Source organism: Pseudomonas triticicola, assembly GCF_019145375.1.
Taxonomy (GTDB): domain Bacteria; phylum Pseudomonadota; class Gammaproteobacteria; order Pseudomonadales; family Pseudomonadaceae; genus Aquipseudomonas; species Aquipseudomonas triticicola.
In genome coordinates, this window is sequence record NZ_JAHSTX010000001.1 from 1175345 (window position 1) to 1198280 (window position 22936).

Sequence of the window (22936 nt, forward strand, 5' to 3'; positions counted from 1 at the left end):
TGCCTTTCTTGTTGTGATTACTGGGCTTTTTCGGCGGCCAGTTCTTCCAGATCGATGTAGCGGTTGCCGATGCGCGGGTGCAGGCGGCCACCGTCGGCGCAACCCAGCACGACGACGATTTCGTCAGCACGCGGCGCGTCTTCGATCTGCATTTCCAGGGTGATGTAGTGCGAACGCAGGCCTTCGTCGTCCTTGTGCATCATCGGGATCTGAATCGACGTGCCCGGACCGCCGCGCTTATTGGTGAAGCTCAGGTAGCTCTTGGCTTTCACCGCTTCGCGATAGTGATTGCCGAAGCGCAGGGTGTGGATCACCGCCGACGCGTGCTCGATCTCGCCGTCAGCGCCGACCACCGCCGCTTTGCCGTAGGCCTCGATCTTCTCGGCGCCACCAATGATGCCCACCAGGCGCTCGACCATCATGGCGCCGAGGTCGGAGCAGTTGGCGCGGATCTGCGGCTTGAGGTCTTCGACAAAACCGTTGCCCACCCAAGGGTTCTTCATCACCACGGCGAGGCCGACCATGGTCACCGGCTTGTCAGTAGCCTTGCCGCCTTCAATGAAGGTTTCTTCGACATAGCTGACGATCTTGCGAATTTCGAAACTCATGAGCTGCTCCGTTGGGGGATTGAGAGTGTCTGTGCGTCTGATGGTATACCATAATACCGATCCTGCAAGTCCCTCTGATGAGATTTGCCTCATCACCCCGGCGAATGGTCATGTATTCAAATCCCGCACTCACCACGAACCCCTGTGGGAGCGAGCCTGCTCGCGAAGGCGGTGTATCAGTCACCCTGTTTATTGGCTGACCCACCGCTTTCGCGAGCAGGCTCGCTCCCACAGGGAAAATGATGGGTTACAGAGAGCCGCTTTCGGTTAACAAAAGATAACGCGGCGCCGATTGTCAGACATTTGCAAAGCCCGATAGGATGAGCCAGCTTCCGAAGGGGCTCTGGATTGCGGGTTTCAGGACTATGCTTCTGAAACGCCACTAGCCGAGCACCCTTGCGGCGCCCTTGAAGGCCTGATGGCCCAACAATAATAAATAGGGGAAGGTCTATGAGTCGTTGCCGCCCGCCGGCGTTACGCAACACCGCGTTGCTGGCCACAGCACTCTCGCTGCTGGGCTTTGCCATGTTATCGGCACCTGTGTTTGCCGCCGAGGCCCCGGCTGATGTGGTCTATGCCACCGAATCGGCCAAGGCCGCGAAAAGCCTGATTCTTGATGTCGTCCACGCTGGCGCGCGTCTGGTCGCGGTCGGCGATCGCGGGCACATCGTCTATTCCGATGACCAGGGCAAAACCTGGACCCAGGCCAAGGTGCCAACCCGGCAACTGCTCACCGCCGTGTATTTCGTCGACGACAAAAACGGTTGGGCCGTGGGCCACGACGCACAGATTCTCGCCAGCGCAGACGGCGGTCTGACCTGGACCAAACAATTCGAAGACCTCGCACGCGAATCGCCGCTGCTCGACGTCTGGTTCAAGGACGCCAGCAGCGGCTTTGCCGTGGGCGCCTACGGCACGCTGCTGGAAACCACCGACGGCGGCAAAAACTGGGAAGACGTCAGCGATCGCCTCGACAACGAAGACCAGTTCCACCTCAACGCCATCGCCGCCGTGAAAGACGCCGGGCTGTTCATCGTCGGCGAGTCCGGCAGCATGTTCCGCTCCGCCGATGACGGCCAGACCTGGGAAAAGCTTGAAGGCCCGTACGAAGGTTCGCTGTTCGGCGTGATCGGCACGGCGCAGCCGCAGACCCTGCTGGCGTACGGCTTGCGCGGCAATCTTTATCGCTCCACTGATTTCGGCAGCAACTGGGAGCAGGTCGAACTCAAAGCCGCCCGCGGTGCGCTGGAGTTCGGCCTGTCCGGCGGCACGCTGCTGGAAGACGGCTCGATCGTCATCGTCGGCAACGGCGGCTCGGTGATCAGCAGCAGCGACAACGGCGAAACCTTCAGCGTGTTCAACCGTCCGGATCGCATTTCGCTGTCGTCGGTCACCGCCGCCGGCAACGGCAACCTGATTCTGACCGGGCAGGGTGGCTTGCACATCACCCAGCCAAACGGTGCCGAGACCAATAACAAGAAGGCGGGGCTATGACTTCCTTGATCACTCCTCAGCAGGAAAAGGCGACGGTTCTCGAGCGCCTGATCTTCAACAACCGTCCGGCCGTGATCCTGATCTGCCTGGTGGTGAGCATTTTCCTGTTCTGGCAGGCCACGCTGATCCGGCCGTCGACCAGTTTTGAAAAAATGATCCCGCTGCAGCATCCCTTCATCGAAAAAATGATGGAGCACCGCAACGATCTGGCGAACCTGGGCAACACCGTGCGTATTTCGGTGGAAGCCACCGACGGTGACATCTTCTCCAAGGAGTACATGGAGACCCTGCGCCAGATCAACGACGAAGTGTTCTACATTTCCGGCGTCGATCGTTCCGGCCTCAAATCGCTATGGAGCCCGAGCGTACGCTGGACCGAGGTGACCGAAGAGGGTTTCGCCGGCGGTGAAGTGATTCCGCAGAGCTACAACGGCTCCCAGGACAGCCTCGATCTGCTGCGCAACAACGTGCTCAAGTCCGGCCAGGTCGGGCGTCTGGTGGCCAACGACTTCAAGTCGAGCATCGTCGACATCCCGCTGCTCGAGGCCTATCCGGACCCGCAGGATCAGGGCAAGTTGCTGGCGCTGGACTATCGCCAGTTCTCCCATGAACTCGAAGACAAGATCCGCAACAAGTTCGAAGCGCAGAACCCCAACATCAAGATCCACATCGTCGGTTTCGCCAAGAAAGTCGGTGACCTGATCGACGGTCTGGTGATGGTGGTGCTGTTCTTCGGGGTCGCCTTCGTCATCACCCTGATTCTGCTGCTGTGGTTCACCAACTGCCTGCGCAGCACCATTGCGGTGTTGAGCACGACGCTGGTGGCGGTGGTCTGGCAGCTCGGCTTGATGCACTTCTTCGGCTTCGGGCTCGACCCGTATTCGATGCTGGTGCCGTTCCTGATTTTCGCCATTGGCATCTCCCACGGCGTGCAGAAGATCAACGGTATCGCCCTGCAATCCAGCGAGGCCGATAACGCGCTGACCGCTGCACGGCGCACCTTCCGCCAGTTGTTCCTGCCGGGGATGATCGCGATTCTGGCCGATGCGGTGGGCTTCATTACCCTGCTGATCATCGACATCGGGGTGATCCGTGAACTGGCCATCGGCGCGTCCATCGGCGTTGCGGTGATCGTGTTCACCAACCTGATCCTGCTGCCGGTGGCGATTTCCTATGTCGGCATCAGCAAGCGCGCGATTGCCAAGAGCAAGAAGGACGCCAACCGCGAACACCCGTTCTGGCGCCTGCTGTCGAACTTCGCCAGCCCGAAAGTCGCACCGATTTCGGTAGCGCTGGCGCTGATCGCCTTCGGTGGCGGCCTCTGGTACAGCCAGAATCTGAAGATCGGCGACCTCGACCAGGGCGCGCCGGAACTGCGTCCGGACTCGCGTTACAACAAGGACAACAACTTCATCATCAGCAACTACTCGACCAGTTCCGACGTGCTGGTGGTGATGGTCAAGACCAAGGCCGAAGGCTGCTCGCGCTACGAAGCCATGGCGCCGATCGATCAGCTGATGTGGAAGATGCAGAACACCGAGGGCGTGCAGTCGGCGATCTCGCTGGTGACCGTGTCCAAGCAGATGATCAAGGGCATGAACGAGGGCAACCTGAAATGGGAAACCCTGTCGCGCAACCCGGACGTACTGAATAACTCGATCGCCCGCGCCGATGGCCTGTACAACAACAGCTGCTCGCTGGCGCCAGTGCTGGTGTTCCTCAACGATCACAAAGCTGAGACCCTCGATCGTGCGGTCAACGCGGTGCAGGAGTTCGCCAAGGAAAACAACAAGGACGGCCTGGAATTCATCCTCGCCGCCGGTAACGCCGGGATCGAAGCGGCCACCAACGAAGTCATCAAACAGGCTGAGCTGACCATCCTGATTCTGGTGTACATCTGCGTGGCGGTGATGTGCATGATCACCTTCCGCTCATGGGCAGCGACCCTGTGCATCGTCCTGCCGCTGGTGCTGACCTCGGTACTCGGCAACGCGCTGATGGCGTTCATGGGCATCGGCGTGAAAGTCGCGACGCTGCCGGTGGTGGCGTTGGGCGTGGGGATTGGCGTGGACTACGGCATCTACATCTACAGCCGCCTCGAGAGTTTCCTGCGTGCCGGGCTACCGTTGCAGGAAGCCTATTACCAGACGCTGAAGTCGACCGGTAAAGCGGTGCTGTTCACCGGCCTGTGCCTGGCGATCGGCGTGTGCACCTGGATCTTCTCGGCGATCAAGTTCCAGGCCGACATGGGCCTGATGCTGACCTTCATGCTGCTGTGGAACATGTTCGGTGCGCTGTGGCTGCTGCCGGCGCTGGCCAAGTTCCTGATCAAGCCTGAGAAGCTGGCGGGGCAGAAGGGCAATTCGCTGTTTGCCCACTGATCTGACAGGCTGAAACGACAAAGCCGCAACCTTTGGGGGTTGCGGCTTTTTTTGTGCTTCAAGATCAAGAGCCCCTCACCCTAGCCCTCTCCCGGAGGGAGAGGGGACTGACCGCGGTGTCTCTCGCCATACACCGACCTGAAAGATCGAGTCGATTATGGATTCAAAGCAAATCACTGGACCTGCAATACCAAGCGATGTTGGATTCAGCGCAAATCGTTCAAGTCGGCGTAAATCTCAAATATCCCCCAATCGGTCCCCTCTACCTCTGGGAGAGGGCTAGGGTGAGGGCAAGCAGTCTCAAGCGTTAAGTGAGTTCAGCTCCAAGCACCACACTCAACGCACTGCGCGCATCATCCAGCTGCACCAACGTGGCATGCCGGGCCCCCAAGGCATCGCGGTTCTCGATCGCGGTCAGGATCGCCTTGTGTCTTGGCAACGCCAGTTCATGCAGATTCGGCCGCTGATTGGAATGCTTCAACGCCTCGGCGATCGCTACCGCCAACATGTTGCACAGGTTCGCCAGCAGGTCATTGTGCGTGGCATCGGCGATGCGGCTATGGAAATCCAGATCCGGCTGCAACAGCGCTTCCGGGGTCGGCGCGGCTTCCATGCGTTGGTAGGCTTCGTTGATCGCGGCGATGTCGGCATCGGTCGCATGCTGAGCGGCGAGGGCGGCGGCGGCCGGTTCGATGATGCTGCGCACGCTGGTCAGCACGTTGAAGAATTCATTCTGTGGGCTGCTTTGCATCAGCCAGTGCAACACGTCCGGATCGAGCATGTGCCATTCGCGGCGCGCCTTGACCACGGTGCCGACGCGCGGTTTGGAATACACCAGCCCCTTGGCCACCAGCACCCGCGTGGCTTCGCGCAACACCGGCCGACTGACCGCGTACTCCTCGCACAGCAGGGCTTCGGCGGGCAGTTTGTCGTCGGGCAAAAAGCGTCCGGAGACGATCTGCATGCCCAGTTCCTGGACGATGCGCGAGTGCATGCTTTTACGGTCGGAAGGTTTGCGGTAATCCATGGGGAGTGGCGCGATCCTGAGCGATGGAGATGCCGCGCATCATAGCAGGCACGGCACAGATTTGAGGCGATACGCAAAAGCAACTGTGGGAGCGAGCCTGCTCGCGAAGGCGGCATATCAGTCAAATAGATGTCGACTGACACTCCCTCTTCGCGAGCAGGCTCGCTCCCACAGGGGAACTGCGCTGTCAGTGTGAGTGACGAGGAACCTCGGCACCCCGGCAGCCCACCAGGAAGTCAAAGTCGCAACCCTGATCCGCCTGCAGCACGTGGTCGATGTACAGCTGACGATAACCGCCCACCAACAACTGCTGCGGCGCTTGCAGATCGGCCATGCGCGCGGCCAGTTCCGCGTCCGGAATGTCCAGATGCAAACGGCCGCTGGCGCAATCGAGCTCGATCCAGTCGCCTTCCTTAACTGCCGCCAAAGGCCCGCCGGCTGCGGCTTCCGGGGCGACGTGCAAAACCACCGTGCCGTATGCGGTGCCGCTCATGCGTGCATCGGAAATACGCACCATGTCGGTCACGCCTTCTGCCAGCAGCTTGGCCGGCAGGCCCATGTTGCCGACTTCAGCCATGCCCGGATAACCCTTCGGCCCGCAGTTTTTCATCACCAGAATCGAATCCTTATCGACGTCCAGCTCCGGATCGTTGATCCGCGCCTTGTACATGTCGAAGTTCTCGAACACCACCGCGCGACCGCGATGCTGCATCAGTTCAGCAGTGGCGGCGGACGGCTTGAGCACCGCGCCCAACGGCGCCAGATTGCCGCGCAACACGCAGATGCCACCGTCAGCGCGAATCGGATTGTCGAGGGTGCGGATCACTTGGTCTTCGCCGTAGATCGGCGCGTCCTTGGTGTTCTCGCCGATGGACTTGCCGTTGACGGTCAGTGCGTTCGGGTTGGGGATCAGATTGGCTTCACCCAGGCGGCGCAGTACCGCTGGCAAACCACCGGCGTAGTAGAACTCTTCCATCAGGAAACGCCCGGACGGTTGCAGGTCGACGATGGTCGGCATGCCGCGACCGATGCGCGTCCAGTCGTCCAGATCGAGCTCGACGCCGATGCGCCCGGCGATGGCTTTCAAGTGGATCACGGCGTTGGTCGAACCGCCGATGGCAGCGTTGACACGAATAGCGTTTTCGAAGGCTTCCTTGGTGAGGATCTTCGACAGTTTCAGGTCTTCACGCACCATCTCCACCGCACGCATGCCGGACATGTGCGCCAGCACATAACGGCGTGCATCTACGGCCGGAATCGCGGCGTTGTGCGGCAGCGAAGTGCCCAGCGCTTCAGCCATGCACGCCATGGTCGACGCGGTGCCCATGGTGTTGCAGGTGCCCGCCGAACGCGACATGCCGCCCTCGGCCGCGAGGAAGTCATCGATGGTGATGGTGCCGGCCTTGACCTGTTCGCTGAGCTGCCAGACCACGGTGCCGGAACCGATGTCCTTGCCCTTGTGCTTGCCGTTGAGCATCGGCCCGCCGGTGACGACGATGGCCGGCACGTCGCAACTGGCCGCGCCCATCAGCAATGCTGGAGTGGTTTTGTCGCAACCGGTGAGCAGCACGACGCCGTCGATCGGGTTGCCGCGAATCGCTTCTTCAACGTCCATGCTCGCCAGGTTGCGGGTGAGCATGGCAGTCGGGCGCAGGTTCGATTCGCCATTGGAGAACACCGGGAATTCCACCGGAAAACCACCGGCCTCGATCACCCCGCGTTTGACGTGCTCCGCGATCTGGCGGAAATGCGCGTTGCACGGGGTCAGTTCCGACCAGGTGTTGCAGATGCCGATGATCGGCTTGCCGTGGAACTGATGGTCGGCGATGCCCTGATTCTTCATCCAGCTGCGGTACATGAAGCCGTTCTTGTCGGCCGTGCCAAACCATTGGGCGGAGCGCAGGGTGGGTTTCTTATCAGACATGATCGATTCTCTTATTGTAAGACTATTGTTTGCGAGCTGACGCTTAATCTAAGCTCAAAATCCGCGCTTTGGAAGTGTTGTTGGGTAATTAGTATTACTATATAGTCGTTTTCGACGGAGGGATGGCCCTGGCTGTTTTGGCGAGAGGCGTCCCCCGAGGTTCTATAAAAACAACAATCGGAGACCGATCTCATGAGCCAGGAATTGCGGCTTGTCCGGCGCATCACACTGAAACTGATTCCCTTCCTGATCCTGCTGTACCTGATCGCCTATGTGGATCGCTCCGCCGTCGGCTTCGCCAAGCTGCACATGGGCGCCGACATCGGCATCGGCGACGCCGCCTATGGCCTCGGTGCCGGGCTGTTCTTCATTGGTTACTTTCTTCTAGAGATTCCCAGCAACCTGATGCTCGAACGCTTCGGCGCGCGGCGCTGGTTCGCGCGGATCATGATCACCTGGGGCGCGATCACCATCGGCATGGCCTTCGTGCAAGGGCCGCACAGCTTCTATGTGATGCGCTTTCTGCTCGGCGCGGCCGAGGCGGGCTTCTTCCCCGGCGTGCTGTACTACATCACCCAATGGTTCCCGGTGCGCCATCGCGGCAAGATCCTCGGCCTGTTCATCCTGTCGCAACCGATCGCGATGATGATCACCGGTCCCGTGTCCGGTGGCTTGCTGGGCATGGACGGCATCCTTGGTCTGCATGGCTGGCAGTGGCTGTTCATCGTCATCGGCACCCCGGCGATCCTGCTGACCTGGCCGGTGCTGCGCTGGCTACCGGACGGCCCGCAGCAAGTGAAGTGGATGGATCAGGCGGAAAAAGACTGGCTGACCGGCGAACTGAAAAAGGATTTGCAGGAATACGGCCAGACCCGTCACGGCAATCCGCTGCATGCGCTGAAAGACAAACGCGTGTTGCTGCTGGCGCTGTTCTATCTGCCGGTGACCCTGAGCATTTATGGTCTGGGCCTGTGGCTGCCGACGCTGATCAAACAGTTCGGCGGCAGCGACCTGGTGACCGGTTTCGTCTCTTCGGTGCCGTACATTTTCGGGATCATCGGCCTGCTGATCATTCCGCGCAGCTCCGACCGTTTGAATGATCGCTACGGCCACTTGGCGGTGCTCTATGTGCTCGGTGCGCTGGGCCTGTTCCTCAGTGCCTGGCTGTCGCTACCGGTGGCGCAACTGGCGGCGCTGTGTCTGGTGGCGTTCGCGTTGTTCTCGTGCACAGCGGTGTTCTGGACTTTGCCAGGGCGCTTCTTTGCTGGCGCCAGTGCAGCGGCGGGGATTGCCTTGATCAACTCGGTGGGCAACCTCGGCGGTTACATCGGGCCGTTCGTGATCGGCGCGTTGAAGGAATACACCGGCAATTTGGCTTCGGGGTTGTACTTCCTCTCGGGCGTGATGGTGTTCGGGCTGATCCTGACCGGCATCGTCTACCGCGTGCTGGAACGCAAACACGTGCTGCCCGTCGACCAATTCGCCGCCAGCGCCCGTGGCGCGACCCGAACCTGACTGACCAACACTGGCCCCTGTGGGAGCGAGCCTGCTCGCGAAGAGGCCATCACATTCAACACTGCTGGTGACTGGTACACCGCTTTCGCGAGCAGGCTCGCTCCCACAGGGATAGCGGCGTTTTTGATGGAACAGGAGAAAATCATGCATCTGGTTCAATTCGAATTACCCAACGGCGAGCGCCGTGTCGGCGTGGTCGACAACGGTCAGGTCCGCGAAGTCGAGGACGCCCGCAGTGTCCGTGATCTGGCCCTGGCTGCAATCGAGGCCGGCAGCTCCCTTGAGCAGCAAGTGCAAAGCCTCGGCCTAGGTGCCAGCCACGACTACGCGCAGTTGCTCAAAGACCTGCGCATCCTGCCGCCACTGGATCACCCGGACCCGGCACACATGCTGGTCAGCGGTACTGGTCTGACCCATCTGGGCAGTGCTTCGGCCCGCGACAAGATGCACCAGCAGGCCGGCGATGAAGCGGCGATGACCGACACCATGCGCATTTTCAAATGGGGCGTGGAGGGTGGCAAACCGGCGGCGGGGCAGGCCGGCGTTCAACCAGAGTGGTTCTACAAGGGCGACGGCAGCATTGTCGTGCGTCCGGGGCAGCCGTTCCCGCTGCCGCCGTTCGCCGAAGACGCCGGCGAAGAGCCAGAGATGGCCGGCCTGTACGTTATCGGCAACGACGGCAAGCCGTATCGCCTCGGTTTCGCCGTCGGTAACGAGTTCTCCGACCACGTCATGGAACGCAAGAATTACCTGTACCTGGCGCACTCGAAATTGCGCAGTTGCAGTTATGGCCCGGAACTTCGCACCGGTGAATTGCCTCAACACCTTGCCGGCACCAGCCGAATCCTGCGTGACGGCGAAGTGCTCTGGCAGAACGAGTTCCTCAGTGGCGAGGCCAACATGTGCCACAGCCTGGCGAACCTCGAGTACCACCACTTCAAATACAGTCAGTTCCTGCGTCCGGGCGACGTGCACATTCATTTTTTCGGCACAGCGACCCTGTCGTTTGCCGACGGCATCCGCACCCAGCCGGGCGACACGTTCGAGATCAGCCAGGCCGACTTCGGCGCACCGCTGGTCAACGGTATCGCACCGGTTCAGGCGGCTTTTGAACCGGACAGCATCGGCACCCTTTAAGGAGATCCCATGACTCAGATTCTCGGTCACAACTACATCGGCGGTCAGCGCAGCGCCGCCGGCAGCGTCAAACTGCACTCGGTCGACGCCAGCACTGGCGAGGCCCTGCCGCACGATTTCATTCAGGCCACGGCCGAAGAAGTCGACGCCGCCGCCAAGGCCGCCGCTGCGGCTTACCCGACCTATCGCAGCCTCAGCGCCGAACGTCGCGCGCAGTTCCTCGACGCGGTCGCCGATGAACTGGATGCGCTTGGCGATGATTTCGTTGCTGTGGTCTGCCGCGAAACCGCGCTGCCGGCCGGACGCATTCAGGGCGAGCGCGGTCGCACCAGCGGGCAGATGCGTCTGTTCGCCAAAGTCCTGCGTCGCGGTGATTTCTACGGCGCGCGGATCGATCAGGCATTGCCGGATCGTCAGCCGCTGCCACGTCCGGATCTGCGTCAGTACCGCATCGGCCTCGGCCCGGTCGCGGTGTTCGGCGCGAGCAACTTCCCGCTGGCGTTCTCAACCGCTGGTGGCGACACCGCAGCAGCACTGGCCGCCGGTTGCCCCGTAGTGTTCAAGGCCCACAGCGGCCACATGGCCACGGCTGAACTGGTCGCCGACGCGATCATTCGTGCGGCAGAAAAAACCGGCATGCCTGCCGGCGTGTTCAACATGATCTACGGTGGCGGCGTCGGTGAATGGCTGGTCAAGCATCCGGCGATTCAGGCCGTTGGTTTCACCGGCTCGCTGAAGGGCGGTCGCGCCCTGTGCGACATGGCTGCCGCTCGTCCGCAACCGATCCCGGTGTTTGCCGAGATGTCGAGCATCAACCCGGTCATCGTGCTGCCGCAGGCACTGGCCACGCGTTCGGAAACCGTCGCGCGCGACCTCACCGCGTCGGTGGTGCAGGGTTGCGGTCAATTCTGCACAAACCCGGGTCTGGTCATCGGTATTCGCTCACCGCAATTCAGCGCGTTTGTACAGCAAGTCGCCGCTGCAATCGGTGATCAACCGGCGCAAACCATGCTCAACGCCGGCACCCTCGGCAGCTATGGCAAAGGCTTGGAAAAGCTTCTGGCGCACAGCGGCATCGAGCATCTGGCCGGTAATCCGCAGCAGGGCAATCAGGCGCAGCCGCAGTTGTTCAAGGCTGATGTCAGGCTGTTGATCAACGGTGACGAAGTGCTGCAGGAAGAAGTGTTCGGTCCGACCACAGTAATCGTCGAAGTGGCCGATCAGGCACAACTGAGCGCAGCGCTGCACGGCCTGCACGGTCAATTGACCGCGACGATCATCGGCGAGCCGTCTGATTTCGAGCAATTCGCCGAACTGACGCCGCTGCTGGAACAGAAGGTCGGGCGCATCCTGCTCAACGGTTATCCGACCGGTGTCGAAGTGTGCGATTCGATGGTGCACGGCGGGCCGTACCCGGCGACGTCCGATGCGCGCGGCACTTCGGTGGGCACGCTGGCGATCGATCGCTTCCTGCGCCCGGTGTGCTTCCAGAACTACCCGGACAGCTTGCTGCCCGAACCACTGAAAAACGCCAACCCACTGCGGATTCAGCGTTTGGTGGATGGCAAGCCATCGCGTGAGGCGATCTAGCCAACACCGCGATTTCCTGTGTCTTTGATTGTTGATCGTTCCCACGCTCTGCGTGGGAATGCAGCCCGGGACGCTCTGCGTCCCACTGGAACGCGGAGCGTCCCTTGAGGCATTCCCACGCGGAGCGTGGGAACGATCAGACAGAGGTTCCAGCAGGGGCCTCTGTATCACATTGGGCTATCATTGGCCCTTTCCCCCCTAGAAAGACTGTTTGCCATGACTGCCCAAACCCTTCTCAACGCCCTCGAACACTGCGGTATGGTCGAAATCGATGGCCTGCACGCCTTCGAATTCGCCCTCGACGAGGACGATAACCTGCACATCGAATGCATCGATGGCCGTGAAGCCAAAAACTGGGAATTCACCCCGGCGCAGGTTGCGGAAGCGACGTTCGATGAGACGCTGCAGAGCTGGCTGATCGTCGGTTACGCCAGCGACAACAAGACCACGGGCGAGCATCGTCTGGTGTGCCTCGGCGACGTAGTCAGCAGCAGCGACGATGAGGATGACAATAATGAAAATGCGTAACTTCTGGCCTTTGCTGATGGCCGGCAGCGTCGGCGCGATGGGGCTTTCCAGCGCCTCTGCCGACACCTTGCAGTTGCTGGTCGGCTCATACACCGCCGGTGCCAGCCAGGGCATCTACCGCATGCAGTTCGACAGCGCCACCGGCCAGATCGACGCCAAGCCACTGCAAGTGGTCAAGACCGAAAACCCTTCGTGGCTGACCCTCTCGAAAGACCAGAAACGCCTGTTCGTGGTCAACGAAAACGGTCCGGGCCAGACTGACCCGGTCGGCCGCGTCAGCAGCTTCGCCATCGACCCGAAGACCCATGCGCTGAGCCTGATCAATCAAGTGCAGAGCCTGGGCAACGAGCCGACCCACTCCAGCCTCAGCGCTGACGCCAAACACCTGTTCGTCAGCAACTACTCGGTGATGGAAGATCCGGGCGGCACCCTGGCGGTATTGCCGGTCGATGCCGACGGCCAGCTGAAACCGGTGGTGCAGATGAGCGGCCACCCGGCCAGCCGGGTCAATCCTGAGCGTCAGGCTTCCAATCATGTGCACTCGACGGTGTCGTCGCCGGACGGGCGCTATGTGTTCTCCAATGATTTGGGCGCGGACAAGGTTTTCATCTATCAATACGACCCGAAAGCCAATCCACACCTGCCGCTGACCCCGGCGAAAACCGCCTCGGTAGCCTTGCCGGCCGGTAGTGGCCCGCGTCATCTGCTGTTCAGCGCTGATGGCAAACACGCTTGGCTGACCATGGAGATGAGCGCGCAGGTTGCGGTGTTCGACTACAACGACGGCGTGCTGACCCAGACGCAACTGGTCGATCTCGCGGCGGGCCAGCCAACCTCGGACAAGGCCGGCGCGGCGCTGCATGCTTCGGCTGACGGCAAGTTTCTCTACGTGAGCAATCGCGGCACGGCCAATCAGCTCGTAGTGTTCGGCATTGATCCTGCGACCGGTCAGCTCAAAGAGCTGCAAAAGCGCTCGGTCGAAGGTGATCACCCGCGCGAGTTTGCCCTTGATCCGAGCGGTAAATTCGTCTTGATTGCCAACCAGAAGAGCAACCAGATTGTCGTCGTCGAACGCGATGCCAAGACCGGTCTGCTGGGCAAAACCGTGCAAAAACTGCCGATGGACGCGCCAAGCGATCTGAAATTCCTGGTGCGACAATAAGCCACAGGCCCCGGTCTACGGGGCCTGCATCGTTGTATTAATTGCACTGATATCGGCTAATGCTACAAAAGATTTCAAGCGAGCAACCCTCGAGCGTTACGTTTGTTTCACAGCCCGACCGGGCAAACCAAGCAAACGAACACGAGGGTTACCGCCATGAACTTCAATCTCTTCTCCGTCATCGCCGCTTCCGCCATTTCTGCCACCGTGGTATTACCAGCCGGTGCCAACGTCGAAATCGCCAGCAAAAAATCCCACACCCAGAGCTACACCCAGAAATACCTGCAACAAAGCGCCAACTTCTACGCCGCGCTGGATCACAAAACCCAAGCCTGAAATTGCCATCTCCTTGTTGGAGCTGCCGAAGGCTGCGATCTCTTGATCTTCATCGTCCAAAGATCGCAGCCTTCGGCAGCTCCTACGCGCGCGCGTAACCTGATCGTTCCCACGCTCTGCGTGGGAACGCAGCCCGGGACGCTCTGCGTCCCATTGGAACGCGGAGCGTCCCTTGAGGCATTCCCACGCGGAGCGTGGGAACGATCAATCAGAAGATCGCAGCCTTCGGCAGCTCGCGCGCGCGCGTTCTGCACTCATAGGTTTTCTCTCGCCGGCAAATAGAGCGGCTAAATAATCAACGAAGCTGATATTCACCATTGCAAACCCTGAGTGGTTGCTTCGGCTTTTTTGATTGATTCTGTGGCCATCGAAACCTTTGCCCACGGAGAACACCATGGCCAGCGCAATCCTCACTTCCGCCAAACGCGGCGCCTACCTGGCCATCGGTCTGTACCTGGCCGTGGTGCTGTTCGTCAGCATCGGCGCGCAGATGGAACACAGCTTCGACGCCCCGATCGACGTCGCCCACCCCGGCATCCAGTTCGAACTGCGCTCGCAAAGCGCCATGGTCGACAGGGCCGAACTCGCAGGAGTCGGCGGCGCATGAAAGGCTACAGACTCTGGGTCATCGCCAGCCTCGCGCTGATGACCAACGGCGCCTCACTCCTGGGGTTTGGCCAGGGCTCGGTGGGCGGTTTGGCCCGGGCCATAGAGGCCAACCACAACATCGCGCACAACATTGAACGCGCCAACACGCTGGGGCTGATGGCGGGCAATCCACCGGTCAAGGTCGCGGTGGATTTTCTCGGGCCGTTTGAAGTGGATTGCATGGCGCTGGGCATGTGTAACGCCCTGGCCTGACGAAGATCGTTCCCACGCTCTGCGTGGGAATGCCTCAAGGGACGCTCCGCGTTCCAAAGGGACGCAGAGCGTCCCCGGCTGCGTTCCCACGCGGAGCGTGGGAACGATCAAGAGGGAGAGAGGGTTACTTCTTCATGATCGAGATGAACAGCTCGGATTCGAGCAAGCGCTGCAACCAGGCCTGCAAGCGCACATATGGCGTCTGCGCAAACCACTCGCGATCAACATGAGCGAACTGTCGGACGAAAGGCAGCAGGGCGATGTCGGCGAGACTGAGCCGGTCACCCAGCAAATAGTCGTGGTCTGCGAGCGTCAGATCCAGATAGTGGGCGATCATCTCGCACTGCATGCGATAGACCTCCATCGGTTGCTCTGGATAACGCTCAGCGTATTTGTAGTGGTTCAACGAAGTCTTGAATCGTTGATCGTTCGTCTCGATCAGCATGTCCATGATGACGTCAGCTTCCGGATCATTCTTGAACAACCAATCATCCGGATCATTCTGCGCCAACGCCCAGCGCATGATCTGCAGACTCTCATCAATCACCACGCCATCGGCATTCAGCACCGGCACGGTGCCCTTGGGCGAGAGCGCGAGCATCTGCGCCGGTTTGTTCTTGAGGCTGACCTCAACGATCTCCACCGGCACGCTCGCATAACGCAGGGCCATTCGCGCACGCATCGCGTAAGGGCAGCGGCGGAAGGAAAACAGCGTGTTCATTTCACCTCCAGCGTGCTCAAACCATTGCCTTGGCGCCGCACCTGAATCTGCACCGGGATCCGTTCGTGCATTTCCTGCACATGGGAAATCACCGCCACCTTGCGTCCCTGCGCCTGCAAGCCATCGAGCGCGTCCATCGCCAATTGCAAGGATTCAGGATCAAGGCTGCCGAAACCTTCGTCGATAAACAGCGATTCGATTTTCAGCGTGCTCGACGCCATCGACGCCAGGCCCAGCGCAAGGGCGAGTGATACGAGGAACGTCTCGCCGCCGGAAAGCGAATGCACCGAGCGCAGTTCGTCGCCCATTTCCGTGTCCATCACCAGCAGGCCGAGCATGCTGCCGCCGCGTTTGAGGCGATAGCGTTTGACCAGTTGGCGCAGCTGCGCGTTGGCGTGATGCACCAGCAGGTCGAGGTTGTAGGCCTGGGCGATCTTGCGGAAAGTGTCGCCGGTGGCCGAGCCGATCAAGGCACTGAGCCGCGCCCAGCGCTGGTACTCGGCATAGGCGTCGGCGATCTGCTGGGCCAGCGCCTGATTGGCGTTCTGCCGGCGCTGGTCTTCAACCTGTTCGGCGCGCAGTTCGGCGCACTGCTGTTCGCTGGCGGCGAACTGGTTTTGCAGCTCGGCGAGGGCGCTGTCCAGCTGTTCGGCGTCAAGATTGCCGTCCTGCCGGGCCTGGTGATCAAGCAGACGCTGATCGCGCTCCTGCAACAGGACCTGGGCCTGTTCGATGGCTTTTTCGTTGTGCTGAAGGGTCTGGCGCAGCGTGGCGACTTGCGCGTCGTCGAAGCGCAGCAAGTCTTCGAGGCCGCCGTCATCCAGCTCCGGGTGGCTGGCGCGCCAATCGGCGATCTTGCCGGCGAGTGCCAGGTCTTCAGCTTGCAGTGCTTGCAGACGTTCCTGTTGGGCCTTGAGCTCAGCGGCGATCTGCACCAACTGCGTGTGCACGCTTTGCAGCTCCTCAGCGGTGCTGGTCTCCGCGCTGCGCGCCTGTTCCACGGCGTGTTCCAACTGCTGCTGCCAATGCTCGGCGCTGTCGTGCTCGCCGAGTAACTGCGCGAGTTTTTCCTGACAGCTTTGCTGCTGCTCGGTCAACGCCGTGAATTGTTGTTCGGCACTGTGCAGCTGCTGAGTGCGCAGCTGTTGACGATCCTGTTCTTTCTCCAACGTCTGCTGGCGTTGCTGCTGTTCGCTCAGCTCTTCCTTTTGCTGTTCGAGCTGGGTCAGACGCTCGGCAATCTGCCGGTCCAGGTGCATGAACGTTGCCGCCGGCTCAAGGCGCAAGGCCTCAAGCGTGTCGGCGGGCAGCAGTGGGCCGAACGCGCTGAGTTCTTCTTCAAGGCGCTGACGATCGCTGTTGAGTTCATGCTGCTGATGGCTCAGCTGTTGCGCCGCTTGCTGATGCGCCGCTTCAGCCTGACGCAATTGCTGCGACAAGCGCGCCGCGTCCTGTTGCAAGGTGAGCAGGGCGCTCTGGCGTTGTTCGTCCTGAGTGATGCTCTGGTTCAATTGCTCGGTCTGGCGGCTGAGCCAGGCGTCGCGTTTGTCGGCGTCCTGATTGAACAGTTGCGCGGCCAGCGGATGCGCGTCGAGGCTCGGCGCCAGGGCTTGTTGCTGCGCAGCCAATTGTTCCTGTTGCTGGAGCAATTCTTTCTGTTGCGCGATCACGCCACCGACTTCGCCGCGCAGCTCGATCAGTTTTTCCTTGAGCTGATCGACCACTTGCTGGGCGTTGGCCTGTTCGCTTTCATCGTGACGGCCAAGGCTTTGCAAAAGCGCTTCGGGCTGGTGATAGGGATGCTCGTTGCTGCCGCAGACCGGGCAGGGCTGATCGTCCTGCAACTGCGCGCGCAACTCTTCGACACTGGCACTGCGCGCCAGCCGCTGCCGCTCGAGCAGCTCGCGAGTGACATTTAGGGTCTGCTCGGCGACGGTCAGTTCGGCCTTGGTTTTCACCCCGTCCTGGGTCAGACGTTCGCGTTGCTGCTGCGCGTCGAGCTGGCGTTGTTGCAATTCGGCGCTGCGCTTGTCGAGATCCTGCCGAGTCGCCCACAGGCGCGACAGGTCTTCGATCGCGCGCAGCTGTTTGCGGTTGTCCTGCAGCAAAGTGCCGAGCAGGCCGATCTGTTCCGCAACCGCATCGGGCTCGGCGCCGGCCTCTTTGAACAGCACTTCCAGCTGCTGTTTGTGCGAGGCCAGTTGCTCAGCACTGTGCGCGGCGTTCTGTTCGAGGGACGCCAGTTCGCTCTGGCCCTTGTTCATGCGGTTGCCGATCAGCATCAGCTGTTGCAGACGGTCGCGATAGGCGCTCCAGGCATCGCTCAACGGCGCCAGATGCGCACTCTGCTCAAGCTCCGCGGCGATGCGTTGCAAACGCTCGGCGACTTCAGCCTGTTTTTCCTGCATGGCCTGAATCGCGCTCTGGCCATCCCTGAACGCTTGCTCGGCCGCCTGCCGGGCTTCGGCGCTGCTGGCGGTGTCCTTGATCAGGCGGGCGAGGGTGCTTTGCTCTTCGAATGCCTGACGCAGCAACGGCGCGTTTTCGCTCTGCCGCTGCTGCGCTTCGCTCAGGGCGACTTTCGCGGCGTCGAGGTTCTGTTCCAGCTGCGTCTGGCGTTCCCCGAGTGCCGCGTGTTGTTGGGTGTGCGCGGCAATCTGCGTCGCCAGTGGCGTCAGCAGCGCATCGAGCTCGGCCTTGCGCGCGAACTGATGGCGTTGCGGGCCAAGCTGTTCCAGACGCGTCAGTTTCACCCGCTCGCCGGCCAGGGCCTGCCATTGCTGTTGCGCGGTTTGCAGTTGTTCGCTGGCCGCTTGCTGCGCTTCCTGCAACAGACGCAAATCCTTCAGCCAGGCATGCTGTTGCTCAAGCTGTTTGAGCTGCGCCTGTTGCGCCTTCATTTGTTGCTGCGCGGTGTTGAAACGCTCGTCGAGTTCGGCGCGCGCTTCCGGCGCCAAAGGCGTCACACCGGTGGCCTGATCCTGCAACTGCTTGTGCGCTTCACGGGCTTCTTTGGTCTTGTCGAAGGCACGGCGGCCGAGGCGGGTGTACAGCGCGGTGTCGGTGAGTTTTTCCAGCAGTTCACTGCGGTCGTTGTCGTCAGCCTTGAGGAACGCACTGAACTCACTCTGCGCTAGCAGCACAGCGCGAGTGAACTGTTCAAAGTTCAGGCCCAGCGCGGCTTCCAGCTGGGTTTTGTATTCGCCTTTCTGGCTGGCGAGCAGTTGATCCTGATCGATGTCGCGCAGGCTCTGCCGACTGGCCTGGAGCTTGCCGCCCGCCTTCTCGCGAGCACGGTTGGCTTCCCAGCGCGCGCGATAGCGGCGGCCATCGACGCCGACAAAATCCACTTCGGCATAGCCTTCACCGGTGCCGCGTCGGAGCAAGGTACGCGGGTCGCCAGTGGCGATCTCTCCGTCAGCATCCGGGACTTTCGCATCGCGACCGGTGTTGTTCAGGCGCGGCACAGCGCCAAACAGCGCCAGACACAAGGCATCAAGCAACGTGCTTTTGCCGGCGCCGGTCGGGCCGGTGATTGCGAACAGACCGGTGCTGGCCAGCGGTTCAGCGGTGAAATCAATCTCGAACGGCCCGGCCAGCGAGGCGAGGTTCTTCAAACGAATGGCGAGAATCTTCATGGCTGCTCGCCCTCCAGTTGCACGTCCTGCAGCAGTTCGGCGAAGTCCTTGAGCGTCTGCTCGTCGACCTCGCTGCCGTAGTTGTCGAGCCAGGCGCGGCTGAACAGTTCCTGCGGGGTGAGCTGGTCGAGTTCGATCAGTGTGCTGCCGTCATCGCTGCCATCGGCGCCACGATTGCCAGCGTATTCAGCGGCAATGCGCACCAGTCGCACGGCTTTGCCTTGCAGTGCGGTTTCCACTTGATGGCGCAGATCCGGCTGCGGCTCATCCAGGCGCACGCGCACTTCGAGCCATGGCTGGCGCTGGGTTTCGGCGAGCAGATCGATGTTCGGCAGGTCGGCCAGTTGCAGCAGGATCTCGGCCAGCGGCGCCGGGCCGATGCGCTGCAGATTGACCGAGCGCGGGATCAGTTTCGGCTCGACGCTGACCAGTGTTTCACCGTCCAGGACCACATCGAGAATCTGATGCTGATAACCGATTTCGGAGAACGACAGCGGAATCGGCGAGCCGCTGTAGCGAATGCGCTCCTCGCCGTTGACCTTCTGCGGCTTGTGCAAATGGCCGAGGGCGACATAGCTGATGCTTTCGCCGAACAGGCTGGCGGGCAGCGCTTCGGCATTGCCGATGATCAGGCTGCGCTCGGAATCCTCCGATACCGAGCCCCCGGCCATGTGCGCGTGGCTGATAGCGATCAATGCCTGACCGGGCTGACGCTTGGCATTCGCCGCCGCGATCAGCCATTCATGCACCTGACCGATGCCGCGCAGATAGTTGTCACCCAGATGCGCGCCAGTGACTTCCGCCGGGCGCAAGAACGGCAGCGCCAGACACCACGCGGCGATTTCGCCGGTTTTATCCGGCAACGGCAGTAGCAGCCGTTCGGCATCCAGTTGCCCGTCATCCAGCCACAAGACCCGCCCCAACGCGTGAGTGCGCAAACGTCGCATCAACGGCGCCGGCAGTTCGATCCGCGAGCCGGAATCATGGTTGCCGGCGATCATCACGATGGTCAGCAACGCCTGCTGTTCGTGAGCGCTGACGATGAAGTCGTAAAGGCGTTCCTGAGCTTTGACGGGCGGGTTGACCGTATCGAAGATGTCCCCGGCGATCAGCAGCACATCCGGCTGCGCCAAGTGCAACTGGCGCAGCAGCCATTCGAGAAAACACGCGTGCTCGAAATCGCGCTCCTGGCCGTGCAGGTTTTGCCCAAGGTGCCAGTCGGAGGTGTGGAACAGACGCAAGGTGGACTCCGCTACAGAAAAGAGGTGATGGCCGCAGATGAAATGAGGGCGGCGAAAGAGGGGAGAGTTTACAGATTATTGCGCCGGTGGGGCTTGTCCCAGCGGAACGCCGCAGGGCATTTCGACGATTCGCTCGTTGACGCCCATACAGCGGCTACCTAATATCGAGCCATCGTATTGATATCACCTCAGTCGCAAGCGTTACGTCCAGTCTTCAGCGTTATTCGATAAAGCTGACGCCGGAAGATCGGGTGCGGAGCCAATGTAATGCAAGTGATCAACTCTATACCCTTGGTTCTCGACACAGAACCCTTCGACACATGGAAGCAGCAGTGGGCAAATCAGGAAGGCCTGGATATTCATTCGTATATCAACGACCAATGCCACCCGGAACAGATATTGATGTTTTCCACGTTGCTGTTCCCGACGTTCATCGTGTCGGAGGGAGGCGTTTTCCTGGAGCGAAATTTTTCACAAGAAGCGTACGCGCGCTCCGTGAATCTGGCCGCTGGCGACATGGCTGAGGTTGAGCGGCTTATGAATTATGTGAAAATTTATGATGTTTTTGGCCAATTCGGCAATGGTGTATCGCCCAGGATATTTCATCAGCTGTGCGAGATGATCGGGTTTGCCTGGCGAATGGTGTTGAAGGAGAAATTCCCGGACACGTTATTCACTGTCGAGGTGTCGAACTCGGATGAGGATTACGGCCCGGTGGTTACGTTCTATCAGGTGAAACAATGATTGATCCCATTCCCAACGCTCGCTGATAAAAGGTTTTTTGTCTTGATGTGCCCGCCTCAAGACCGTGGGCGAGCAATGACGTTTCTTGAGTTGAGCCACCAATACAATGCCTAAATTTTCCTGTGTGTGCGGCCAGATAATCAATTTGTCTCATGGTACGTCCGAGTCAGAATATTCGATGGTTGCCGAGCGAAAGATAGATGAGCTGGGTGCTGCCTTGGCAGATCGTTGGTTGTCTGATGAAGAGTTCTATCAGCAGATAGGTGCGGGTGCTACTACTGTTTATCGATGCAATAAATGCGAACGACTACATATTGATCAAGGTAGCGGAAACTTTTCTTCCTATATCAAGGAAGTATGATAGAGCGCGCCCACATGCTTTCGGGGAAAGAGTGGGAGCTGGATTGTTCGCCAGCAAGAGGCTTCAAATGGACTTTTCAATTGCGGAGTACGGAGCGGTCGGCCCTTTGAATGGAACGTTGCCCAGAGGTCAAGTGCGCGACATTCTTGGGCCCGGTTTCGAAGTGTTCTGGAAAACAACTGGCTCCTTGAATACTACCGATGCTTATATTCAGCTCGACCTTCATGTCTATTACGACGAGCAAAATATGGTTAAAGGAGTAGAGTTTTTTGAAAGAAGCACGGTGTCCTGGAGCGGGCACAAGCTTGTAGGCGAAACATCCACGGACGTATTGGCTTTGTTTCGTCGCCACGGTATTGACCCCGTCATTGATGATGACGGATTTGAAGTAGGTGAGTTGGGTATGGGGTTTTATGTGGACGATGACGACGACTTGATCACCGCTTTATATATCAATCTGCGTCGTGAAAACTCATTCAATGGCGTCGTGCTCTAACAGGAGCCAGAGATGATCATCTGCCCAAGATGTCAGCAGGATTACATTGTCTGTGCCCATGTCAAGGCCACCGGAAAAAAGTTATTCATGTGCCCAGAGTGTGACGCCACCTGGTTTTCAGTTGAGGCGATCGGCGTTGCGCCTTTTCTGGATTTTGGGACTTATATGAAAAGCATAGGCTTGTCGATGCTATGGGGCGAGTTGGGCATTGTTCCGTGTCCAGTTGATTTCGAAAGGAAGTGATGTTGGTGTTTAATCTGTCAAGTCGCGGTGATCTCGGATTGATTCACGCTGGCATGTCCCGAGAAGAATCAAGGAAGGCGCTTGGTGGTCGGTTTGAGGCGTTTTACAAAGTCGAAGATTCGACAGTACCGACCGACGCTTACGATGATTTAGGCGTGCACGTTTACTTTGATGAGCGCTACCGGGTCGTTGGCGTTGAGTTTTTGAAATGGAGTGAGCTTGTTTGGGACAACCAGAAACTGGTCGGTGAGAATGCGCTTGTGGTTCGACAGTTTTTGGCCAAGCGAGGAGAGGTTCTGGTTTTCAATAATTCAGGCTTCAGTGTCACTGGTGTGGGTTTAAGGTTTTATGTGCCTGATTTCGAAGAAGGCGACGCCATCGTTGAGGCTGTCTACGTAGAGTTGTCCGTGTTAGACGCAACAGAAAATCAGGCTCATAGATCTACTGGGACTGCGTAGCTTTCCCGAATTATTCGCTGAGAATGCATTTATGGAATTGCAATTTTTTTATCATATGGCTGGCACTCACCCAGTATTGGGTGAGGTTTTTCATGACATGGCGCAAGTGAGCCCAGGCCAAGAGGGAGCTCAACGGTATGAGCTATATGTCTGCTCTGTCCTTGGCGCTATTGCCCAATACTCCGGGGCTTGTGATCGCCTGCTTGAGTCCTTGACGTCAGTAATGAACGGCACTCAGCTATCAGTCTGTGAAGGCGGAAATGATGTTGTGCTGAATATTGATGCGAGTGGTGTACAGGTCGATATAAACATAAACGATGACTGGATCGGTCAGCCTGAAAGCAAATTCAGCTTGGAAGAGTGGAAGAAAATTATTGAAAGCTGGAAGTATTTGCTGGAATTGCCAAAGGGGTCCGATGAAATTGTGCTGGTCAAGCTCCCCTAGGTTCGACGGTACTCATGGATCAGTAT

At 59.7% G+C, this 22936-nt stretch carries 22 protein-coding genes; 16 read left to right on the forward strand and 6 right to left on the reverse strand.

The window, feature by feature from the left end; all coding sequences use genetic code 11:
* Positions 1 to 17 precede the first annotated feature (17 nt).
* Positions 18 to 608: an amino acid synthesis family protein gene (locus KVG85_RS05435; RefSeq protein WP_007968626.1), complete on the reverse strand. Its 591-nt coding sequence runs from the start codon at positions 606 to 608 to the stop codon at positions 18 to 20.
* Between the two features lie 450 nt (positions 609 to 1058).
* Between KVG85_RS05435 and KVG85_RS05440 the strand changes: the two genes are divergently transcribed.
* Complete coding sequence (locus tag KVG85_RS05440) at positions 1059 to 2102, forward strand: WD40/YVTN/BNR-like repeat-containing protein (RefSeq protein WP_217863193.1); 1044 nt, start codon at positions 1059 to 1061, stop codon at positions 2100 to 2102.
* A complete protein-coding gene (locus KVG85_RS05445) occupies positions 2099 to 4483 on the forward strand; it encodes an efflux RND transporter permease subunit (RefSeq protein WP_024013186.1) in 2385 nt (794 codons plus the stop codon). Before KVG85_RS05440 ends, KVG85_RS05445 begins: the two co-directional genes overlap by 4 nt.
* A gap of 307 nt (positions 4484 to 4790) precedes the next feature.
* Here the strand turns inward: KVG85_RS05445 and KVG85_RS05450 are convergent, their stop codons facing one another.
* Together KVG85_RS05450 and KVG85_RS05455 are read right to left on the reverse strand one after the other, a co-directional pair.
* The gene (locus KVG85_RS05450; protein WP_016775009.1) at positions 4791 to 5510 is read right to left on the reverse strand and encodes a FadR/GntR family transcriptional regulator; all 720 of its coding nucleotides are present in this window, start codon (positions 5508 to 5510) and stop codon (positions 4791 to 4793) included.
* A 187-nt stretch (positions 5511 to 5697) separates the two neighbouring features.
* Entirely contained in the window at positions 5698 to 7434 is a 1737-nt protein-coding gene (locus KVG85_RS05455; protein WP_024013184.1) for an IlvD/Edd family dehydratase, read from the reverse strand.
* A gap of 192 nt (positions 7435 to 7626) precedes the next feature.
* Here KVG85_RS05455 and KVG85_RS05460 point away from each other — a divergent pair, with 192 nt between their 5' ends.
* The 8 genes from KVG85_RS05460 (at position 7627) to KVG85_RS05495 (ending at position 14563) form a co-directional block, all read left to right on the forward strand.
* The gene (locus tag KVG85_RS05460; protein ID WP_024013183.1) at positions 7627 to 8949 is read left to right on the forward strand and encodes an MFS transporter; all 1323 of its coding nucleotides are present in this window, start codon (positions 7627 to 7629) and stop codon (positions 8947 to 8949) included.
* A gap of 144 nt (positions 8950 to 9093) precedes the next feature.
* Entirely contained in the window at positions 9094 to 10086 is a 993-nt protein-coding gene (gene araD1, locus KVG85_RS05465; RefSeq protein WP_122507911.1) for an AraD1 family protein, read from the forward strand.
* 9 nt (positions 10087 to 10095) lie between these two features.
* Positions 10096 to 11676 (forward strand): aldehyde dehydrogenase (NADP(+)), encoded by a 1581-nt coding sequence (locus tag KVG85_RS05470; protein ID WP_217863194.1) that lies wholly within the window; start codon positions 10096 to 10098, stop codon positions 11674 to 11676.
* A 216-nt stretch (positions 11677 to 11892) separates the two neighbouring features.
* The gene (locus KVG85_RS05475) at positions 11893 to 12204 is read left to right on the forward strand and encodes a DUF5629 family protein (RefSeq protein ID WP_217863195.1); all 312 of its coding nucleotides are present in this window, start codon (positions 11893 to 11895) and stop codon (positions 12202 to 12204) included.
* Positions 12191 to 13366, forward strand: a complete 1176-nt coding sequence (locus KVG85_RS05480) for a lactonase family protein (protein WP_217863196.1) — start codon at positions 12191 to 12193, stop codon at positions 13364 to 13366. Before KVG85_RS05475 ends, KVG85_RS05480 begins: the two co-directional genes overlap by 14 nt.
* A 156-nt stretch (positions 13367 to 13522) precedes the next feature.
* Positions 13523 to 13702 (forward strand): hypothetical protein, encoded by a 180-nt coding sequence (locus KVG85_RS05485; RefSeq protein ID WP_016775003.1) that lies wholly within the window; start codon positions 13523 to 13525, stop codon positions 13700 to 13702.
* Positions 13703 to 14096: 394 nt separating this feature from the next.
* Positions 14097 to 14309, forward strand: coding sequence for a hypothetical protein (locus tag KVG85_RS05490; RefSeq protein ID WP_039763920.1), 213 nt, complete (start codon positions 14097 to 14099; stop codon positions 14307 to 14309).
* On the forward strand, positions 14306 to 14563 hold the full coding sequence (locus KVG85_RS05495) for a hypothetical protein (protein ID WP_039763921.1): 258 nt from the start codon (positions 14306 to 14308) through the stop codon (positions 14561 to 14563). The genes KVG85_RS05490 and KVG85_RS05495 overlap by 4 nt, the downstream gene beginning before the upstream one ends.
* A 124-nt stretch (positions 14564 to 14687) precedes the next feature.
* On the opposite strand, the gene KVG85_RS05500 is transcribed toward KVG85_RS05495, so the two are convergent.
* The 3 genes from KVG85_RS05500 to KVG85_RS05510 are packed head-to-tail and all read right to left on the reverse strand — an operon-like array spanning position 14688 to position 20163.
* The gene (locus KVG85_RS05500) at positions 14688 to 15284 is read right to left on the reverse strand and encodes a glutathione S-transferase (protein ID WP_217863197.1); all 597 of its coding nucleotides are present in this window, start codon (positions 15282 to 15284) and stop codon (positions 14688 to 14690) included.
* Positions 15281 to 18922 carry an AAA family ATPase gene (locus tag KVG85_RS05505; protein WP_217863198.1) on the reverse strand — a complete coding sequence of 1214 codons (3642 nt, stop codon included), beginning with the start codon at positions 18920 to 18922 and terminating at the stop codon, positions 15281 to 15283. Before KVG85_RS05505 ends, KVG85_RS05500 begins: the two co-directional genes overlap by 4 nt.
* Positions 18919 to 20163, reverse strand: coding sequence for an exonuclease SbcCD subunit D C-terminal domain-containing protein (locus KVG85_RS05510; protein ID WP_217863199.1), 1245 nt, complete (start codon positions 20161 to 20163; stop codon positions 18919 to 18921). The genes KVG85_RS05505 and KVG85_RS05510 overlap by 4 nt, the downstream gene beginning before the upstream one ends.
* Positions 20164 to 20430: 267 nt before the next feature.
* Here KVG85_RS05510 and KVG85_RS05515 point away from each other — a divergent pair, with 267 nt between their 5' ends.
* From KVG85_RS05515 to KVG85_RS05535, 6 genes are all read left to right on the forward strand, one after another.
* Positions 20431 to 20907, forward strand: coding sequence for a hypothetical protein (locus KVG85_RS05515; RefSeq protein WP_217863200.1), 477 nt, complete (start codon positions 20431 to 20433; stop codon positions 20905 to 20907).
* Positions 20908 to 21013: 106 nt separating this feature from the next.
* Positions 21014 to 21268 carry a DUF8617 domain-containing protein gene (locus KVG85_RS26405; RefSeq protein WP_496198499.1) on the forward strand — a complete coding sequence of 85 codons (255 nt, stop codon included), beginning with the start codon at positions 21014 to 21016 and terminating at the stop codon, positions 21266 to 21268.
* A 67-nt stretch (positions 21269 to 21335) separates the two neighbouring features.
* Positions 21336 to 21764: a hypothetical protein gene (locus KVG85_RS05520; RefSeq protein ID WP_217863201.1), complete on the forward strand. Its 429-nt coding sequence runs from the start codon at positions 21336 to 21338 to the stop codon at positions 21762 to 21764.
* A gap of 12 nt (positions 21765 to 21776) precedes the next feature.
* Complete coding sequence (locus KVG85_RS05525) at positions 21777 to 22007, forward strand: hypothetical protein (RefSeq protein ID WP_225926633.1); 231 nt, start codon at positions 21777 to 21779, stop codon at positions 22005 to 22007.
* Entirely contained in the window at positions 22007 to 22465 is a 459-nt protein-coding gene (locus KVG85_RS05530) for a hypothetical protein (protein WP_217863202.1), read from the forward strand. Before KVG85_RS05525 ends, KVG85_RS05530 begins: the two co-directional genes overlap by 1 nt.
* A gap of 31 nt (positions 22466 to 22496) precedes the next feature.
* Positions 22497 to 22910 carry a hypothetical protein gene (locus KVG85_RS05535; RefSeq protein ID WP_217863203.1) on the forward strand — a complete coding sequence of 138 codons (414 nt, stop codon included), beginning with the start codon at positions 22497 to 22499 and terminating at the stop codon, positions 22908 to 22910.
* Positions 22911 to 22936 lie beyond the last annotated feature (26 nt).

Excerpts from the sequence above, each read along its gene's own strand:
- KVG85_RS05435 (WP_007968626.1), bottom strand. The coding sequence starts at position 608 with ATGAGTTTCGAAATTCGCAAGATCGTCAGCTATGTCGAAGAAACCTTC.
- KVG85_RS05440 (WP_217863193.1), top strand. The coding sequence starts at position 1,059 with ATGAGTCGTTGCCGCCCGCCGGCGTTACGCAACACCGCGTTGCTGGCC.
- KVG85_RS05445 (WP_024013186.1), top strand. The coding sequence starts at position 2,099 with ATGACTTCCTTGATCACTCCTCAGCAGGAAAAGGCGACGGTTCTCGAG.
- KVG85_RS05450 (WP_016775009.1), bottom strand. The coding sequence starts at position 5,510 with ATGGATTACCGCAAACCTTCCGACCGTAAAAGCATGCACTCGCGCATC.
- KVG85_RS05455 (WP_024013184.1), bottom strand. The coding sequence starts at position 7,434 with ATGTCTGATAAGAAACCCACCCTGCGCTCCGCCCAATGGTTTGGCACG.
- KVG85_RS05460 (WP_024013183.1), top strand. The coding sequence starts at position 7,627 with ATGAGCCAGGAATTGCGGCTTGTCCGGCGCATCACACTGAAACTGATT.
- araD1 (WP_122507911.1), top strand. The coding sequence starts at position 9,094 with ATGCATCTGGTTCAATTCGAATTACCCAACGGCGAGCGCCGTGTCGGC.
- KVG85_RS05470 (WP_217863194.1), top strand. The coding sequence starts at position 10,096 with ATGACTCAGATTCTCGGTCACAACTACATCGGCGGTCAGCGCAGCGCC.
- KVG85_RS05475 (WP_217863195.1), top strand. The coding sequence starts at position 11,893 with ATGACTGCCCAAACCCTTCTCAACGCCCTCGAACACTGCGGTATGGTC.
- KVG85_RS05480 (WP_217863196.1), top strand. The coding sequence starts at position 12,191 with ATGAAAATGCGTAACTTCTGGCCTTTGCTGATGGCCGGCAGCGTCGGC.
- KVG85_RS05485 (WP_016775003.1), top strand. The coding sequence starts at position 13,523 with ATGAACTTCAATCTCTTCTCCGTCATCGCCGCTTCCGCCATTTCTGCC.
- KVG85_RS05490 (WP_039763920.1), top strand. The coding sequence starts at position 14,097 with ATGGCCAGCGCAATCCTCACTTCCGCCAAACGCGGCGCCTACCTGGCC.
- KVG85_RS05495 (WP_039763921.1), top strand. The coding sequence starts at position 14,306 with ATGAAAGGCTACAGACTCTGGGTCATCGCCAGCCTCGCGCTGATGACC.
- KVG85_RS05500 (WP_217863197.1), bottom strand. The coding sequence starts at position 15,284 with ATGAACACGCTGTTTTCCTTCCGCCGCTGCCCTTACGCGATGCGTGCG.
- KVG85_RS05505 (WP_217863198.1), bottom strand. The coding sequence starts at position 18,922 with ATGAAGATTCTCGCCATTCGTTTGAAGAACCTCGCCTCGCTGGCCGGG.
- KVG85_RS05515 (WP_217863200.1), top strand. The coding sequence starts at position 20,431 with ATGCAAGTGATCAACTCTATACCCTTGGTTCTCGACACAGAACCCTTC.
- KVG85_RS26405 (WP_496198499.1), top strand. The coding sequence starts at position 21,014 with ATGCCTAAATTTTCCTGTGTGTGCGGCCAGATAATCAATTTGTCTCAT.
- KVG85_RS05520 (WP_217863201.1), top strand. The coding sequence starts at position 21,336 with ATGGACTTTTCAATTGCGGAGTACGGAGCGGTCGGCCCTTTGAATGGA.
- KVG85_RS05525 (WP_225926633.1), top strand. The coding sequence starts at position 21,777 with ATGATCATCTGCCCAAGATGTCAGCAGGATTACATTGTCTGTGCCCAT.
- KVG85_RS05530 (WP_217863202.1), top strand. The coding sequence starts at position 22,007 with ATGTTGGTGTTTAATCTGTCAAGTCGCGGTGATCTCGGATTGATTCAC.
- KVG85_RS05535 (WP_217863203.1), top strand. The coding sequence starts at position 22,497 with ATGGAATTGCAATTTTTTTATCATATGGCTGGCACTCACCCAGTATTG.